Consider the following 16,584-nt stretch of genomic DNA (forward strand, 5'->3'; position numbering starts at 1 on the left):
GGCGCAGGCAGAGGCTTAGTTGAACCAATCGGGTTCGTAGTGTCGATTGATCGAAGCGCTAGCGGAGATCTTAGCGACACTAGAACGCGACTAACAATCAGTGGGGGATAAGGAAAACCCCCACTGATTGAAGTTTCACTTTATTTGCCGGCCAATACGTTTGTAAGAGGCGGTACAATTTGCTTTTTGCGTGAAACAACGCCCTTCAATACGGCACTGTTGTTTTCAAGTGTTACATCATAAGCTTTTTCAACTGCTGCAGCTTCTTTGCCAAGAGAAATGGCAACTGAGTCGTTGTTAAGGATATCAGTTAAAACAAAAACAAAAAGATCCAGCTCTTTGTTGTTAATGTTTTCAGTAATTACAGCTTCCAATTCTTCCTGGCGGCTTAGTACGTCATTCAGGTCCACAGCATTAACCTGAGCGATTTCTGTTTTATAGCTTCCCATTTGGAATTCCTTTGCGTCAAGGGAGATTAGCTCTTTCACACTCTTCTTGCTTAAGTCTGCTCCTGCTTTCAGCATTTCCAGACCATATTCTTCAGCGTTTACTCCCGCAATTTCAGCAAGTTCGCGTGCTGCTGCAACGTCCTGGTCTGTGCATGTTGGAGATTTGAACAGCAGGGAATCGGAAATGATGGCAGAAAGCATAAGGCCAGCAGTTTCCTTGCTGATTTCCACTCCGTTTTCTTTGTACATTTTGTTCAGAATGGTTGCTGTACAGCCAACAGGCTCTGCACGGTAGTAAAGCGGATCGCTTGTTTCAAAATTCGCAATGCGGTGGTGGTCAATAACCTCCAGGATTTTCACATCTCTGATATCATCAGCGCTTTGCTGGAACTCGTTGTGGTCTACAAGAATTACTTCGCCCGCTTCCTTGGATACTGCTTCAACAAGCCCGGGAGCTTCAGTCTTAAAATAATCCAGGGCGTATTGTGTTTCCTCATTTACCTTGCCCAGGCGGATTGGCTCTGCATCAACGCCTAATTTGTTTTTTAATTCTGCATAAGCAAGTGCTGAACAGATTGAGTCAGTGTCAGGGTTTTTGTGTCCGAATACAAATACTTTTGACATAATTCCTACTCCTTCTATATGTAATGTTGGTTTTTGCATGCTGTTATTTTACCATATTTCTAATGTAATGGCGGTACGGGGAAAAATCAAATTTTGTTTTTTTCAATTGTTGGAGGAAGCTTGGGTGTTTTGGAGAAATATAAAAAAAGTAAGGAGGAGACAAACATGGGAAAAGTAGCCGTAATATCTGATATTCATGGAAATATCACAGCTCTGGAGGCTGTTCTGGACAATATCCGTGAACGCGGAATAGAGAATATTTTTTGCCTTGGTGACTTAATAGGAAAAGGACCCAATTCTCTTAAAGCTGTTGAATGGATTAAAGAGACCTGTGAAGTGGTCCTCCTTGGGAACTGGGATGACTTTATGCAGAAGCCGCTGGATTTTGAAGAGGGGCAGTGGCATCAGAGACAGCTGGGTGAAGAGGCCCTGTCCTACTTAGGCACACTTCCGTTCCATCACGATTTTTATATGAGCGGAAAATACATCAGACTCTACCATGCTTCAGCCAAAAGCATCTATCACCGGGTTGTGCCGATGAGGGATTCGTATGAAGAAAAACTGGCTATGTTCGAGAATACAGAGAAAATTACTGCCGGAGAGGATGGCAGGATTCCGGATGTTATCGGGTATGGGGATATTCACGCAGCCCTGGTTGAACCGATTCATCCGCAAAAGACACTATTCAATGCGGGAAGCGTCGGAAACTCCCTTGATATCCCTCAGGCTACCTATGCAATTTTGAATGGGGAATACTTATCAAAAGAGGCTGCACCTTTTTCCATCGAGATTGTCAGGGTTCCATATGATATTGAGAAAGAAATCAGTATGGCCAAAGATATGGGAATGCCGAATCTTGAGGCCTACGCGCTGGAGCTGCGCGAAGCGAAATATAGGGGGGCGCCGAAGAAAGTGCAGGCAGAGAAATAGGAGCCACTGGTCCTGAAGGCACATAAAAAACGCTGAGCGAACATAAAAAATTAAATCCTCACTGAATTTACGAATGCAGCCATAAAAACAACCAAAAAAGCTGACTTACGTCCAATGCGCAGTCAGCTTTTTGTATGATTAAAAGATTTTCCTGCCTTTTTTGGAAAGAGCGTAATAAATGCCGTGCTGCAGGTTTGTGAAGCAGTTAAATTTAGAGAGGTTAAAATTCGTTTCCGTAATTTTAGTGCCAAGTTCCGGAGAAATGCCAACCAGGATCGTTTCGGTGCCGATCAGATTAGCTGCAGCAGCCAGTTTGCTTAAGAATTCCACCGTATAGGCACTGATGGACTGATTTAACCCGGTCAAGTCCAGGATTAGGCAATCTGCCTGGTGCTTCGGAAGGCTATGAAGAGTTTTATCGACGAGTTCTTCAGAGCGGAATTCATCATATCTTCCCAAAAGAGGAACAACAACAATTCCATCAAGGACAGGAATAACCGGTGAAGAGATTTCTTTAACAAGCTGTTTAAGTTCTAACGTGCGTACCTCCACCAATTTCTCAAGCTCACTGATTTTTTTGGATTCTTCGCGTCTGGCTAAAGCGTGGATATTTTCCTCAACCGTAACGCTTGAAGGGAAGAAATCCAGCTCTGAATAATCCTGGCCGGCTAACTGGTCAGATATTTTTTTATACCATATGCTTGTCCCAAACACAGATGAAAAGATTCCCGCAAAATGTCCAGGCAGAAAGGTTCCGGATTCATTTTTACCCTGTTTCCTGTTAATCTTATATTCCCAGCTGTCAACAGTTCTGACCCTGGCAGTTTTGGCAGCGGGATCTACATTAGTGATGATGAATTTCCCCCAGCCGGCTGAAGCGTATATTCTGGGGATGATGTTAGCTACTTCGGCTACAGGCAGATTCATGTCTTTAAAAAACTTTCCTACAACTAGTCCCTGCCTGAAGCCGGCTGTCTCAAGTACAAGGCTGGAAGTTTCTTTTCCTGAAATCTCCTCAATCGTATCAAAAAAGCTTTTCATGGCGGAACTTATCCAAAAAAGGACAGAGTCTTCACCTTCAAAATTAAACAGACCTTTTTCCAGGTCCCAGTTAAAATTAAAACCATCAATTTTTGTTTCAAGCACAAGGCCTGCCTCTTTCATACCATTACCCCCTGATATTGATATGTATATTTAATTTACTTTTAATTTTCTGGTATGCAACTCATATTAAATACCCTATATTTCAATCAATAAACCTGTTTTAAAAAATTATCTTCGTCTGTTTATATTCAATTTCTTTGACTTTTCATTCACATAAGCGTACATAATCTCTTTCTCATTCAAATGGTTTTGTCGAAGCTGGTCTAATAGCCAATCCTTAGTCTGTCCGAGCAGCTCGAGATTACGCGCTTGAATCCTGCCATCCACAATCACTGCAATCGGGAGCCCCTCATCCTGAATAGGGATCTTTAAATGCTCAACTGTTACAGGCGTATTGGCCACTTTCGGTATGATGCTCACTTCACCGATTGGCTCGAGAATAGCGTAATCAACATCCGCAATCTTGGGGTAGCCTTTGCTTCTTAAGATGGACAGCAGCTGAGACATGGAAAGATGGGACTTCTCCAGATTGTCTTCAAGGATTTCCCCATTTTTAATCAGCATCGTCGGCTCACCAAGAAAAAAACGGTTGCCAATCTGGTTTAAAGTCAAATACGAGAAAAGAATGTGGAGGCCCACAAGAATGGCCAATGCTATTAATGTCGGCAAGTATTCTGTGCTAATGAGAGGCTCAGAAGCAACTGTGCCAACGATAATAATGGCGACAAGGTCATAAGGTGTCATCTGGATAATCGTAGATTTCCCCATCAGTCTCATAATCATGATAGTGATTAAGTAAAGACTCGCTATTTTTAAGATCAAGAACATATGTAAGCTCCTTTGAACGCACTTTATTCAAAGGTTTTGCTTAAAGAGCTGCTTTCATGTGAAAAATAAAAAAAACCCGAATGCAGATACGGGTTTCAATCAGGCTCGCTTTTTATCATCTCTTGGAGGGATGCGGTCATCTTTTAAGCGCTTATCATTGATTTTAGGCTCATTATTATCAATAAAGTTCTTAATGTTTGAGCGATGCAGGAAAATCAGAAATAATAAGAAAATAGAAAAGATAAGTTCATGTTCAGTGCCTTCAGTAAATAAGGAATAGACAAGCAAGGATGCACCCACCGATAAAGAGCCGAAAAAAACATACTTGGTCAGGAAAATGACAGCCACAAAAGAAATATAGGCGATTAAAAACATCCAGATATTTGCAGCAATCAATACGCCAGCTGTGGTTGCAATGGCTTTTCCTCCGCGGAATCCTGCAAAGATCGGAAAGCAGTGGCCGGCAACTGCGACCATCCCGACTATTAGCGGATCAGCTTCAGCACTCAGAATGACAGGAATTGCCGCAGCGGCGGCGCCCTTGCCCACATCCACCAGCAGTACCACGATAGCCGCTTTTTTGCCAAGAACCCTTAATGTATTAGTGGCACCAGGATTATTGCTGCCATGATCACGAATGTCAATTCCAAAGGCAAATCTGCCAAATAATAAGGCAGTAGGAATTGATCCTATTAAGTATGCTGCCAGGTAAATAAGAAAAGTCATCGTATTCATCCTTTTTCATCAATATATTCAATTGTTAATTAGAGTTGTCCATTATTTGAAAATTTTTTACTAGCCTCCTCTGCATGTAGTCATCGCTTACAGTTTACCATATAATGGTTTAGTGAAGAGGGAGAATTAATCATTATCCAGAATAGAAAATTCTGTAACTTTTTTAGTGAGAGATTATTATAAGTAAGGTATTGAATTATTCCATTCTCTAAATTATGATTGTTTCGGCACTCAAAAAGATAACATGTAATTCGAATAGTTATAAGGATATGTTTGATAAAAATAATACCCTGCAGGATATTATTTGTGTTTCAAAGCACGACCTGTAAGGAACTTTGGAAGGAGATGATTTTCATGGAGCATTTTTCATTGGAGGAATGGCGGAAATATGCAAAAAATGAGCTTTCTGAACCTGAGCGTGAACTCTATGAAGATCATCTATATATATGTGATCAATGTCTGGAAGTATACCTTGAAGCAATGGACGAGGAGGAGGACTCTTTGCCGGCAATGCCGGGGGAAGAGGACTTTACAACTCTTGTCATGGCTCAGATTACAGGCGAAATTCCCGAAGAAGCTTCTAAGGAACAGAGTGGGCTGCCAACTAAAGGCTCTTTGTTTGAGCGCTGGTTTCCTCTTGCCTTTGCCGGCTTTATGCTCATTGGGGGATTAGTAACCATGTACCGGGAGAAAAATCAAATAGATCAGGAGTAACTCTTAACGGAAGTTAGGAGTTTTTTATATTGGCTCTGTTATAGATTATTGTAGTTTTTTTAGCATCCTGTTGATTGGAGCGGAAGGCACGAGATCCTCGAAAATGCATTCGCATGTTCTTCGTGCGGTGTTTACTCAAGGAAGCTTATTCAAAGTCCTGAAGGAGTGCGGATCAAAGGGAGACCCAGCAGGAGCAAAGCGACGAGGAGGCTCCCGGACCGCCCGCGGAAAGGGAGTGCCTAAAGCGGAAGTCAACAGGCCAATTTAATAGAACTATATGAAAAAAATTTGAAAATTCATATAAAAATATTTACAATAAAAAGACCGATCAGTTTATTTTTAATTACAAACCTGGGGAGTGGGAGATATGGGAAGAAGGCAGGTTCCGCAGGAAATGCAAAAAAAGAGCAAGAGTGTACATCTTGAGCAATGGATTTGGGATTTGGCAGCGCAAATGCAGCCGTGCCGTTCAGCAGCTATCAGAGATTTATTTCTCGCTAAAATGAAAGAAGACTTGATAAAAGCGGGATTGGCTGAGGAAAATACGGAAATCACGAGTGAACATGCCAGCCTGTATTCAGAAGAAATTCTGAAAAGCAGTGAAATCAGCCGGAAGTGCTGCTGATAAATTAATAACTAAAAGAGAATAAATCAAATGCCTTGGAGGGACAGAATTGCCGCCAATCGTATCAGAGGAATATAAACGGAAAAAAAAGAAAGAGATCCTGTCGGGCGCCTTGGCCTGCTTTGCCAAAAAAGGATTTCAGGCAGCGACCATAGATGATATTGTCGCTTATTCAGGAATCAGCAAGGGAGCTATCTATAATTATTTTAAAAGCAAGGAAGAAATCTATCTGGAGCTGTTGAATGAGCAGACAGAATCAGCTAATGCAAGACTTGCAGAGAAAATATCGATGTTCTCCTCCGCAGAAGAGAAACTTGAATACCTGTTTGACTTGTACAGGGATATGAGCCCATTCAGCCAGGAACGGAAAGATAGAATAACTGTGCAGCTGGAATTTACGCTGCATTCCTCAAGAGATGAGAATCTGAATCGAATCCTGAATGAGCGTGGAAAGAAGTTCTTTTTAAAGCTGATAACAGATATTATGGAGGAAGGACAGAACACCGGGGAATTCCGTTCCGATGCAGATCCAAACCATGTAGCAGGATTGTTTTGGACTTTTATGGACGGGGCAATGCTTCATAGAGTAATTAATGAAGAATATCCATATAGAACCATTATTGACTACGTTAAGAGCCTTGTTTTGCAGGACCTCAAACAGGAGTAATGCTTAACCTCATCCTGGATAATGCTGATTTGAAGCACCTGGCCAAGAAATATAACTTAATTACGATACTTTTTTGCTTAATGAGGGTATAATTCATTTGTGCATCTGTCCACTTGTGAAAACACCAGGAAGTGAATAGAATAGAAACGGTTAGCTGTGAAAATTGCTAAGCCGCGGACTATTCGCTATGATGTAAAAAGATGGAATGAAAAGTATTAAGTTTAGATATTTCAATAATAGGATGATGGGCTATGAAAAGAGCAAGAATTATTTATAACCCGACTTCAGGCCGGGAAATTTTTAAAAGACATTTAGCAGAGGTTTTGCAGAAATTGGAGACAGCTGGCTATGAAACGTCATGCCATGCTACCACAGGTGAAGGGGATGCCATTAAAGCTGCCCGGACAGCTGTTGAACGCAGATTCGACCTGGTCGTTGCAGCAGGCGGTGACGGCACGATTAACGAGGTTGTAAATGGACTCGCTGAACAGGATTACCGTCCGCGCCTCGGCATTATCCCAATGGGCACAACTAATGATTTTGCCCGTGCACTCCATATTCCAAGAGATGTGGAAGCGGCAGCGGATATTATTGTAAAAGGAGATACCATTCCTGTTGATATTGGCCGCATTAATGATAAATATTTTATTAATATCGCTGGCGGAGGAAGGCTGACAGAGCTGACTTACGAGGTGCCAAGCAAGCTTAAAACCATGATTGGCCAGCTTGCCTATTACCTTAAGGGAATTGAAATGCTGCCTTCTATCCGTTCAACTGAAGTCAGCATTGAGTTTGACGGGAAAATCTTTGAGGGTGAAGCCATGCTTTTCCTTGTCGGTCTGACAAATTCAGTCGGCGGTTTTGAAAAACTTGCGCCGGATTCCTGTATTAATGACGGACTCTTCTCCCTGCTGATCTTAAAGAAAACCAATCTCGCCGATTTTATCCGGATCGCGACAATGGCAGTCCGGGGTGAGCATGTAAAGGATCCGAATGTCATCTACACGCAGGCAAACCGCATTAAAGTGCGATCCAAGGAGAAGGTACAGCTCAATCTTGACGGTGAATTTGGCGGGCTTCTTCCTGCCGAATTCGTAAACCTGTACAGGCATTTGGAAGTATTTGTTCCTATCGATCAGATTCGTGAGGAAGACCGCCCGACAGATTGGGAAAGCTCCCATGAATAATAGGAGGTCCGCTCTATTACAGAGCGGGCTTTTATTTTGCAGTAACACAAGAAGTTGTGAACGATGCAAATAGAAAAGTATTACTGCAAATAGAAGTGTGAAAGAGCACATAGACAGGAGAATCCTGCAAATGGACTGGGAAAAATGCAAATACAGGATTCGTTTCTGCAAATAGACATGCTGCGGGGTATGCAGGTCCAAAGGATCTGAAAGATATCCATTTCGTATTTAACCCTATTTTGTGATACAATCTGTCTAGTCAAAATAGGTCACGGAATTAAGCTGAAAAGGAAGAAAATGATGAGCAGAACTTTACCTGTGCAAAAAAATGATTATATAGATGTGACATTTGAGGATTTGACCCATGAAGGGGCAGGAGTGGCAAAGGTTGACGGCTACCCGTTATTTGTGCCGGATGGACTTCCGGGTGAGAGAGCAAAAGTCAAAGTAATAAAGGTGAATAAGGGATATGGGTTTGGGCGCTTGATTGAGACCTATGAAAGCAGCCCATACCGGGTGGAAGCACCCTGCCCGATTTATAAGGAGTGCGGAGGATGTCAGCTGCAGCACCTGAGCTATGAAGGCCAGCTAATCGCCAAGGAAAAACAGGTCAGAGATGTACTGGAAAGAATCGGGAAACTAGAGGGCGTCAAGGTGCATCCGGTTCTCGGCATGAAGAATCCGTGGCGCTACAGAAATAAAGCGCAGGTTCCGATTGGCGAGCAGGAAGGCGGTCTGATCGGCGGATTTTACCAGCAGCGCACCCACCAGATCATCGATATGAAGGAATGTCTCATTCAGCAGGAAAAAAATGATGAGGTTGTTCAAAAGGTAAAGGAAATTTGCGGCCGCTATGGTGTCCGAGCTTATGATGAAGGCAGGCATAAAGGTGAGCTCCGCCACGTGATGGCGCGCTATGGTCTTGTGACAGGCGAAGTGATGATTGTCCTTGTTACAAGGACGAACGAGCTCCCGAATAAGCAAAAGATTGTGGAAGAGATTGCAGCAAGTATCGAAGGTGTTAAATCCATCGTCCAGAATGTGAATTCGCGGAAGACAAATGTGATCATGGGAGATGTTACACGAGTTCTCTGGGGTGAAGAAGTGATCTATGATTTTATTGGCGATATCCAATTTGCGATTTCCGCCCGCTCCTTTTATCAGGTGAATCCGGAGCAAACGAAGGTTTTATATGATAAGGCACTGGAATATGCGAATTTAAGCGGAGAAGAAAAGGTTATCGATGCGTACTGCGGAATTGGCACCATTTCTCTTTTCCTGGCACAGAAAGCAAAAGCAGTGTTCGGAGTTGAAATCGTGCCGGAAGCCATTGAGGATGCGAAGAGGAATGCGGAATTGAACCGGATGACAAATGCTACATTCGCAGTCGGGAAAGCAGAAGAAGTAATTCCTGAATGGTATAAAAAAGGGAACACGGCAGATGTGCTGGTCGTTGACCCGCCGCGCAAAGGCTGTGATGAGGCTCTTTTGAAAACCATTTTAAGCATGAAGCCAAAGAAAGTCGTCTATGTATCCTGCAATCCGGGAACATTGGCAAGGGATCTGCGTATTTTAGAAGATGGCGGATATAAAACCATCGAAGTGCAGCCTGTGGACATGTTCCCGCAGACTATGCATTGTGAAGCAGTCGCGGGATTAGAATGGAAAGAGGGCAGCTGACCTAAGGGAAAGCTGCTTTTTTTTTGAGTTCTAAAGAATCCTCATGCTTTTTTTCATATAATTCTGTAAAATATAGTTTATAGAGTTATTTAATGGGGTGAGGTTAATGGTCAATGATTTCCCGATCCTAGGTAATGATGGTGAATCGATTTATTCCAATCCTGATGAATTGCTTGATTTGTTCCTGAATTGTACCGCAGATGGTGTAGCCATCATAGATATGGAAAACCGTTTTATAAGGGTTAATCATATGTATACGGTGATTTTTGGTTATACCGAAGCGCAGGTTATCGGCCGGAAGTTTACCGATTTTCAGAATCTGGAAGAAGTAAAGAAGATTATAAAACTGGTCAAGCTGGGGAAGGTTTACAGCAATGTGATCACACAGCGCTATCATCAGGATGGTTCGATTCTGGATATATCGGTTTCCTATTCACCTTTCAGAAACTCTAAGGGGAAAATCATAGCTGTTCTGGCTATATTCCGGGATATGACAGAGTTTAAAAGCATGGAAAGGGAATTAAGAAAAACCAGGGAACTGTATGACTTGATTACGAAGAATACGACAGATATGATCAAGGTCTTCACAAGGGAAAAAACGGTGATTTATGCATCCCCATCTCATGAAAAAGTATTGGGGTATTCGCCGGTGCATCTTGTGGGGAAGTCCTGCACCACTATCATATATTCAGAGGAAGAGAGAGAAAAGTTTAACAAAGTCTCTCAAAACCTGCTTGAAACAGGAGAGCCACAGCTCCTTGAGACAAAAATGAATACGGCCAATGGTGATGTCGTTTTCGTAGAGACTAGCATTTCCCCTATTTTCAACGACCGGGGCGAAATTGAATTATTTGTGGCAGTAGGCAGAAACATAACAGACAGAGTGAATAATGATGCTGTTTTGCGGAATTTGGATCGCCTTTCCATTATCGGACAGCTTGCAGCAGGGGTTGCCCACGAAATCAGGAACCCGCTGACTTCTCTAAAAGGTTTTTCAAAACTGCTCCAATCAAGCATTAATCAGGAAAAGCAGGATAATTATCTATCCATAATTATGGAAGAGCTGGATCGAATTGATATCATTGTCAATGAGTTCATGTCTTTGGCAAAGCCTCAGGCAATCGAGTTTGAGAAAGGGAACTTAATGTCCATTCTGGAAAGCACGATTAAGGTGCTTCATCCGCAGGCTCTGCTTCATAATGTCCAGATTCATCTCAAACATAGTGAGAATGATATCATGCTATTATGTTCACCTCCTCAGCTGAAGCAAGTGTTTGTGAACTTTTTAAAAAATGCGATTGAAGCTATGCCGAATGGCGGAAATGTATATATCAGCATGCAGCAAATAGAGCGCGGGCGTGTAAGGATTGCTTTTGCAGATGAAGGAGCAGGCATTGATGATGAAATGCTGAAGCATCTTGGGACACCTTTTTATACAACAAAAGATAAAGGAATCGGTCTGGGGCTCACGGTCAGCAACAAAATTATACAGGAACACCAAGGGCTGATGACTATCGATAGTTTTATAGGTGAAGGAACTACAGTAACTGTAGAATTGGATTGTATATAGTTTGTTCTGCCCATCTCTTTAGGGGTGGGTTTTTTTCAAAAATGAAACACGGCCTTGCAGCATCTAGCAAGTCCGTGTTTTTAATTAAAATGCATCTTTCAGAACTTCACCCTCCAAAAAGTCAGGAGCCGGTATCTCCAGCAGTTTATAAACTGTCGGGGCGATATCCAGTGTGGTAATCGAACCAATTCCGCTGTTACCTTTAAAAGAAGGACCCTGTGCAAAGAATACCGCCTTGAGTTCTTTCCGGTCAGGATTGCCGCCATGGCTGCCAAGTTCTATTGCCGGCATTTGGGGGTCTGTTAAGCTGCTGCCCATCATATAGCCACTTGCACCAAGCAGCAATATGTCTCCCTGGTTAGGGTGCTTATTCTCTTTATTGTTATCATAGGCAATCTGATAAGGCTTTTCTTGTTTCCTGAAAAGGTAATTGGAAAATTGCTTTGCCGTTTGATTAAATTGGCTGAACTTTCCTTCGGCGAGAAAATCACCGGCTTCACCTAAATAGCCCTTAAGGATTTTTGTCTTAAATTCGGGTTTGATTTTATATTCGCTAAAGAGCTTCACCACTTGGTCTGCAGCCTTTTCCTTTTCTCTTTTGGTGAGGTTTTCATTCAGATATATTTGGGCAGCTGATCCGCTGGCTACAGCCATTGCTTTGGAGTTCTCCTCATCCACTTTGCCTTTTTTATCTGTTTTTAAGAGACCTGCTTCTTTCAGAAGAGTGTTTGGAGCCAGAATGGTGTGGACTGGCTCCATGCCGTGATCAGATACCACAAGAAGGTGGTCTTCTTCGCTAAGGCTGTCCATCGTCTGTCCTACTACATCATCTGCAAGCTTGTAGGCCCATTCAATGTATTTCGAATGTCTTTGGGAATTTCCCTCTGAATACCCGGGCTGCCGCGGATCTGTCAGCAGAAAATGATGTGATTCATAATCAATCTGAGGTGTGTAAAACATCAGCAGATCGGGCTGGTATTTTTCTTTAATATAAAGAGACACATCAGTTGCCCAGTGGACAAAACGCGAACCAATTTCCTCGTACTCTTCTCGAGTAATCCACTTTTTTTCAAAAGCCTTTGTATCATCCTGGACGGGGAAAAAGCCGAATTCCGATAGCAGCTCCTCTTCAAATCCTTCTGGACCTTCAATGAGGGCTGATGTAACAGCAGTCCGGTAAATGCTCGCTTTCTCAAGGCTGGTATCAGTCTTCAGCTTAAACCAAAATCCTGCAGATTCACCGTCAGCTTCAACAGGAATTGATCCCCATTCATTGGCATTGACGATAACATCTTCGGAGTCTGCACTACGGTTTTCCGAAAAAATGAAGCGGTTATAACTGGTTTTTCCATCATCCGAAGTGTCTAAAGCTAATATATAGATCTCTTTATTCTGTGCTTTTTTCAAAGGAAGCTTAACTATAGCTTCCTTTGCAGGGCTGAAGGTGTTTTCGGTGTGCTTCCAGCTCTCTGTTTTTTTGAACTGAAGCTTATCGAGTGAGCTCTCTGCCCAGGTTTCACCATAATAAACTGCATAATCAGCCTGTCCGCCTGCATCAGGGTTTGATCCGGGAAACAGCACGGTTGCCGTTGTTTTGCCATTCTTTTTGGCTTCTGCCCAAAGCGGGCTTTTATCAAGCGGCTGATGAAAAGCGCTTTCTCCATTGGCCAATTCCTTGTTGGGGTCCTGCCATTTATTGCTGACCATACCGGTTTCCGATGGAGCTGCACCTGAGGCAATGGCCGCATGGGATGGTGCGGTCAGTGAGGGGGTTACGGTTTTGGAATCCTTGGCAGCCACTCCGTTCTTCATAAGTGATTTAAAATGAGGAAGCTTGCCGTCCTGTATAAACTCTTTTGCCAGGTCGTTCCTCATTCCATCAAAGGAGATCAGCACAACCTTGTTTTCCTTCCCAATCGTACCCTCTGCATATCCAGAGGAAGGGAATATAATCGACCCTATTAATAAAATTACTATATGAAAATAGTGCTTGTTCATTATGTTTCCTCCAAGATGTAAGTGAATTGGTACAAGAGTTTATTCCCTGCAGCCCTTATAATTAAACTTTTTCAAAAGGGAAGATATACAGATGCCAAATATACTGACTCTGCCAAATAAGCAAATTCAAACTGATTCAATAGAATCAATAAAATTTTTCCAGTCCCAAAGAGGTAGACTTGAAGTTTGCTAATCTTTATTTTTAGAGTAGTCCGCAAAATTCGACAGAAATAAAATCAGGGATATGGAGGAAAGTGTATGGCAATTTTAAAAGGTTCATATGGAAACAGAGCTATATTAAAAGGCACTGTTGCTGCAGCTATTTTGGCAGGAGGAGTCTTGTCGCCGTCAATTCCGAGCTTTTCAAACGTGGCAGTGGCAGAAGCGGCTTCCGCTACTTACACAGTGGATGCAACCAGTCTGAACGTCCGTTCCGGTCCGGGAACAAATTACAGCCGGATTGGGGGCCTGGCTCAAGGAAGCAGTATTCAGGCGATTGAACGACTTGCAAACGGCTGGTACAAAATAAACTACAACGGCAAAACAGGCTATGTCAGCGGCCAGTATGTCAAAACAAATGAAAAGCTTTACCGGGTGGATGCTACGTCATTAAATGTCCGGAAAGGTCCGGGTACAAATTACGGGAAAATAGGGTCCTTGAAGAACGGATCTGTATTGAATGTTATACATAAGGAAAGCAATGGCTGGTATAAAATATCCTACAATGGCGGAACGGGTTATGTAAGCGGTGATTATGTGAAAGCCAGTGATGCCCGCCTGTCCAAAATTAATGTGCCGCTCATTGCCCAGCGGCCGGAGCTGCCTAGCGGATGTGAAGTCACTTCCCTTGCGATGGCGTTGAAGTTTTATGGAGTGAATGTCAGCAAAACCACACTGGCAAAAAAAATGCCATATGACTCAACCAAGCTGGTAAGAAATGCAGACGGATCGATTAAAACCTGGGGCGACCCTGATGTCGGGTTCGTTGGAACACCTTTTGGCAACGGACACACGATAAATCCGGGGCCGCTGAAAAAGCTGCTTGATCAATATCGTCCTGGCGGTGTAAATCTGACCGGAAAAGATTTCTCGGAAATAGAAAAGGCTGTTTCAGAGGGTAACCCTGTTCTGGCGTGGTTTACTATCAGCCATGAAATGCCGAATAAAAGAACCTGGAAAACGCCTGCCGGCAAAACGATCAGCGCACCGACACCTCTGCACTGTATTGTCGTAACCGGTGTGGATGCCGATTATGTTTATTTTAATGACAGTGAAGCTGTTAAAAAAGATGTTAAGATGCCAAAAGAAAAGTTCATTAAGATTTACAATGCCATGGGCAAGCGTGCATTGGCGGTTAAATAGCCATAAAGCACCTGCGGAAAAATTTCCGCAGGTGCTTTTTTTTACATAATATACGTCTCAGGTCTTAGCATGGATTACTTTTATGGTCTATGGCGGGCTATCGTGTTATTTTGTATCGTATAACTTGAGAAGTTTTTTAAAAGTGTTTTAATAGATTTAAGGATATATGCCTTTTTTGCTGAAAGATGTCTGTGGATGAAACTTTAGGTTTATCAATTACGTATAACTAAGTAGGACTATGAGTAGGAGTCGATAAATATGAATTCCTTTTTAGCATTTGCTTTTCGCCTGCTGACGGCTGTTCCATTGTCTGTCAGTGTCTGGCTGGCCAGTTACTTTGCTTTCGGGCAAACATTTTTTTTATCAGGGGTTTATGGAGCTGGAGCCGGATTGCTCACTTATTGGGCCGGAGGGTTGATTCAGCGCCGCCGCTTTTTGAAAAAGCATGGATTGACGAAAAGGGAATACCAATATATAAAGCGAAATCTTGATGAGGCACGCCGCAAAATAGCCCGTCTGCATAAAGCAATGTTCTCAATTCGGCACTTCCCGACGCTGAAGCAGCGCATGGAGTTCATGAGGGTGACGAGGAGAATTTACAGACTGACCAGAAGTGAGCCGAAACGGTTTTATCAGGCGGAGCAGTTTTATTTTTCCCATTTGGATTCTGCTGTGGAGCTGGCGGAAAAGTATGTCTTTCTATCTTCCCAGCCGCGAAAATCGCGTGAACTGGATCAGTCCCTCCAGGAGACTAGACGTACTCTTGATGCACTTACCCATCATGTAGAGGAAGATCTTCACAGGGTTATCGCAGAAGATATTGATCAGCTTCATCTTGAAATTGATGTTGCCAGGAATTCGATTGAGAAGATAAAAGAATCAAGAATTCATGATGAAAGCAGGAGATTAAAATGACCGAAGAAAAACCGTCCCTGTTAAAAAACACTGATTTAATAGATGATTTGCTGGCAGATCCTTTTGGGGAAAATCAGCAGCCTGCTTCCTCGCCGCTGCATTCGGAAAAGCGGACAAGGCTTATAGATGTGATTCCGGAAGAAAATCGCGAAAAAGCTTATCAGCTTGCAAAGCAAATTGATCCGGCCAATCACCAGGCGATGATCTCATACGGAACACCAGCTCAATCAAAGCTGTTATCGTTCTCCCATACCATGCTCGAGCATGTTCAGAAAAAAGACGTTGGTGAAGTGGGAACAATCATTAATGATCTGATGAAAAAATTCAGCGATGTGAATCCGGATGAGCTGAAGCCTGAGAAATCATCCTTTTTTGCGCGTATGTTCGGAAGGATTTCCGGTTCTGTTCAGGAAGTATTGTCCAAATACCAGAAAACAGGAGCTCAAATCGACCGCATCAGCGTGAAATTGGAAAGAAGCAAAAACGCGCTTCTTTCCGACATTGTCATGTTAGATAAGCTTTACGATAATAATAAAGAGTATTTTCATGCGTTAAATGTTTATATTGCAGCAGGAGAACTAAAGCTTGAGGAGCTTCATGAAAAGACCATTCCCGAGCTGAAAAAGAGGGCAGAAGAGTCAAATGACCAAATGAAGTTCCAGGAAGTAAACGATATGATCCAGTTTGCCGACCGCCTGGATAAACGTCTTTATGACTTGAAGCTGAGCCGTGAAATAACGATTCAAAGTGCGCCGCAGATCCGCCTGATACAGAATACCAATCAGGCATTAGTTGAAAAAATCCAGTCTTCTATCATGACTGCCATCCCGCTTTGGAAAAATCAGGTGGCTATTGCCCTGACACTGCTTCGCCAGCGCCATGCCGTCGAAGCCCAGAAGAAGGTATCAAAAACCACCAATGATCTTCTTTTGAAAAATGCGGAGATGCTAAAAGTGAATACAATTGAAACGGCACGTGAAAATGAGCGGGGCCTTGTTGATATCGAAACGCTAAAGAAAACACAGGAGAATCTGATCTCTACTCTTGAAGAAACCTTGAGGATCCAGGAAGAAGGCAGGAATAAGCGCCGGCAGGCAGAACATGACCTGGCCAATATGGAGAATGACTTAAGGATGAAGCTGCTGGAGATTAAGGGAAATTAAAAGAAGAGCGATATTCAATCAAACGTTTGATTG

15 protein-coding genes are annotated in these 16,584 nt (G+C 42.9%); 10 read left to right on the plus strand and 5 right to left on the minus strand.

Annotated features, from left to right (window positions below; all coding sequences use genetic code 11):
- Positions 1-140 precede the first annotated feature (140 nt).
- Positions 141-1,073 (minus strand): manganese-dependent inorganic pyrophosphatase, encoded by a 933-nt coding sequence (locus tag NAF01_RS01945; protein WP_226620168.1) that lies wholly within the window; start codon positions 1,071-1,073, stop codon positions 141-143.
- A gap of 165 nt (positions 1,074-1,238) precedes the next feature.
- Here NAF01_RS01945 and NAF01_RS01950 point away from each other — a divergent pair, with 165 nt between their 5' ends.
- Complete coding sequence (locus tag NAF01_RS01950; protein WP_226620169.1) at positions 1,239-2,003, plus strand: metallophosphoesterase family protein; 765 nt, start codon at positions 1,239-1,241, stop codon at positions 2,001-2,003.
- A gap of 138 nt (positions 2,004-2,141) precedes the next feature.
- Here the strand turns inward: NAF01_RS01950 and NAF01_RS01955 are convergent, their stop codons facing one another.
- The 3 genes from NAF01_RS01955 to plsY form a co-directional block, all read right to left on the minus strand.
- Entirely contained in the window at positions 2,142-3,167 is a 1,026-nt protein-coding gene (locus NAF01_RS01955; protein ID WP_226620170.1) for an STAS domain-containing protein, read from the minus strand.
- Between the two features lie 108 nt (positions 3,168-3,275).
- A complete protein-coding gene (locus NAF01_RS01960; RefSeq protein WP_226620171.1) occupies positions 3,276-3,935 on the minus strand; it encodes a DUF421 domain-containing protein in 660 nt (219 codons plus the stop codon).
- Positions 3,936-4,034: 99 nt separating this feature from the next.
- Positions 4,035-4,661 carry a glycerol-3-phosphate 1-O-acyltransferase PlsY gene (gene plsY, locus NAF01_RS01965; protein ID WP_250801617.1) on the minus strand — a complete coding sequence of 209 codons (627 nt, stop codon included), beginning with the start codon at positions 4,659-4,661 and terminating at the stop codon, positions 4,035-4,037.
- Positions 4,662-5,024: 363 nt separating this feature from the next.
- Between plsY and NAF01_RS01970 the strand changes: the two genes are divergently transcribed.
- From NAF01_RS01970 to NAF01_RS01995, 6 genes are all read left to right on the plus strand, one after another.
- Positions 5,025-5,384, plus strand: a complete 360-nt coding sequence (locus NAF01_RS01970) for an anti-sigma factor (protein ID WP_163144816.1) — start codon at positions 5,025-5,027, stop codon at positions 5,382-5,384.
- A gap of 367 nt (positions 5,385-5,751) precedes the next feature.
- Positions 5,752-6,009 (plus strand): hypothetical protein, encoded by a 258-nt coding sequence (locus NAF01_RS01975; RefSeq protein WP_048009747.1) that lies wholly within the window; start codon positions 5,752-5,754, stop codon positions 6,007-6,009.
- Between the two features lie 49 nt (positions 6,010-6,058).
- Positions 6,059-6,676, plus strand: a complete 618-nt coding sequence (locus NAF01_RS01980; RefSeq protein ID WP_197212643.1) for a TetR/AcrR family transcriptional regulator — start codon at positions 6,059-6,061, stop codon at positions 6,674-6,676.
- A 251-nt stretch (positions 6,677-6,927) separates the two neighbouring features.
- Positions 6,928-7,863, plus strand: a complete 936-nt coding sequence (locus tag NAF01_RS01985; protein ID WP_197212640.1) for a diacylglycerol kinase — start codon at positions 6,928-6,930, stop codon at positions 7,861-7,863.
- A 300-nt stretch (positions 7,864-8,163) separates the two neighbouring features.
- On the plus strand, positions 8,164-9,543 hold the full coding sequence (rlmD, locus tag NAF01_RS01990; protein ID WP_048009744.1) for a 23S rRNA (uracil(1939)-C(5))-methyltransferase RlmD: 1,380 nt from the start codon (positions 8,164-8,166) through the stop codon (positions 9,541-9,543).
- A gap of 106 nt (positions 9,544-9,649) precedes the next feature.
- Complete coding sequence (locus NAF01_RS01995) at positions 9,650-11,113, plus strand: PAS domain-containing sensor histidine kinase (RefSeq protein ID WP_197212636.1); 1,464 nt, start codon at positions 9,650-9,652, stop codon at positions 11,111-11,113.
- Between the two features lie 84 nt (positions 11,114-11,197).
- Here NAF01_RS01995 and NAF01_RS02000 read toward each other — a convergent pair whose 3' ends face one another.
- Positions 11,198-13,111, minus strand: a complete 1,914-nt coding sequence (locus tag NAF01_RS02000; protein WP_226620175.1) for an alkaline phosphatase family protein — start codon at positions 13,109-13,111, stop codon at positions 11,198-11,200.
- 258 nt (positions 13,112-13,369) lie between these two features.
- Here NAF01_RS02000 and NAF01_RS02005 point away from each other — a divergent pair, with 258 nt between their 5' ends.
- From NAF01_RS02005 to NAF01_RS02015, 3 genes are all read left to right on the plus strand, one after another.
- Complete coding sequence (locus tag NAF01_RS02005) at positions 13,370-14,473, plus strand: SH3 domain-containing protein (protein WP_250801618.1); 1,104 nt, start codon at positions 13,370-13,372, stop codon at positions 14,471-14,473.
- Positions 14,474-14,731: 258 nt separating this feature from the next.
- Positions 14,732-15,388 (plus strand): 5-bromo-4-chloroindolyl phosphate hydrolysis family protein, encoded by a 657-nt coding sequence (locus NAF01_RS02010; RefSeq protein ID WP_226620177.1) that lies wholly within the window; start codon positions 14,732-14,734, stop codon positions 15,386-15,388.
- Positions 15,385-16,551 carry a toxic anion resistance protein gene (locus NAF01_RS02015; RefSeq protein ID WP_250801619.1) on the plus strand — a complete coding sequence of 389 codons (1,167 nt, stop codon included), beginning with the start codon at positions 15,385-15,387 and terminating at the stop codon, positions 16,549-16,551. The genes NAF01_RS02010 and NAF01_RS02015 overlap by 4 nt, the downstream gene beginning before the upstream one ends.
- The last annotated feature ends 33 nt before the right edge of the window (positions 16,552-16,584 follow it).

The sequence above is a fragment of the Cytobacillus firmus genome (assembly GCF_023657595.1).
Lineage (GTDB): Bacteria > Bacillota > Bacilli > Bacillales > Cytobacillaceae > Cytobacillus > Cytobacillus firmus_B.

What these genes read in the sequence shown, in the direction of transcription:
- NAF01_RS01945 (WP_226620168.1), bottom strand. Translation starts at nt 1,073, where the DNA reads ATGTCAAAAGTATTTGTATTCGGACACAAAAACCCTGACACTGACTCA.
- NAF01_RS01950 (WP_226620169.1), top strand. Translation starts at nt 1,239, where the DNA reads ATGGGAAAAGTAGCCGTAATATCTGATATTCATGGAAATATCACAGCT.
- NAF01_RS01955 (WP_226620170.1), bottom strand. Translation starts at nt 3,167, where the DNA reads ATGAAAGAGGCAGGCCTTGTGCTTGAAACAAAAATTGATGGTTTTAAT.
- NAF01_RS01960 (WP_226620171.1), bottom strand. Translation starts at nt 3,935, where the DNA reads ATGTTCTTGATCTTAAAAATAGCGAGTCTTTACTTAATCACTATCATG.
- plsY (WP_250801617.1), bottom strand. Translation starts at nt 4,661, where the DNA reads ATGACTTTTCTTATTTACCTGGCAGCATACTTAATAGGATCAATTCCT.
- NAF01_RS01970 (WP_163144816.1), top strand. Translation starts at nt 5,025, where the DNA reads ATGGAGCATTTTTCATTGGAGGAATGGCGGAAATATGCAAAAAATGAG.
- NAF01_RS01975 (WP_048009747.1), top strand. Translation starts at nt 5,752, where the DNA reads ATGGGAAGAAGGCAGGTTCCGCAGGAAATGCAAAAAAAGAGCAAGAGT.
- NAF01_RS01985 (WP_197212640.1), top strand. Translation starts at nt 6,928, where the DNA reads ATGAAAAGAGCAAGAATTATTTATAACCCGACTTCAGGCCGGGAAATT.
- rlmD (WP_048009744.1), top strand. Translation starts at nt 8,164, where the DNA reads ATGAGCAGAACTTTACCTGTGCAAAAAAATGATTATATAGATGTGACA.
- NAF01_RS01995 (WP_197212636.1), top strand. Translation starts at nt 9,650, where the DNA reads ATGGTCAATGATTTCCCGATCCTAGGTAATGATGGTGAATCGATTTAT.
- NAF01_RS02000 (WP_226620175.1), bottom strand. Translation starts at nt 13,111, where the DNA reads ATGAACAAGCACTATTTTCATATAGTAATTTTATTAATAGGGTCGATT.
- NAF01_RS02005 (WP_250801618.1), top strand. Translation starts at nt 13,370, where the DNA reads ATGGCAATTTTAAAAGGTTCATATGGAAACAGAGCTATATTAAAAGGC.
- NAF01_RS02010 (WP_226620177.1), top strand. Translation starts at nt 14,732, where the DNA reads ATGAATTCCTTTTTAGCATTTGCTTTTCGCCTGCTGACGGCTGTTCCA.
- NAF01_RS02015 (WP_250801619.1), top strand. Translation starts at nt 15,385, where the DNA reads ATGACCGAAGAAAAACCGTCCCTGTTAAAAAACACTGATTTAATAGAT.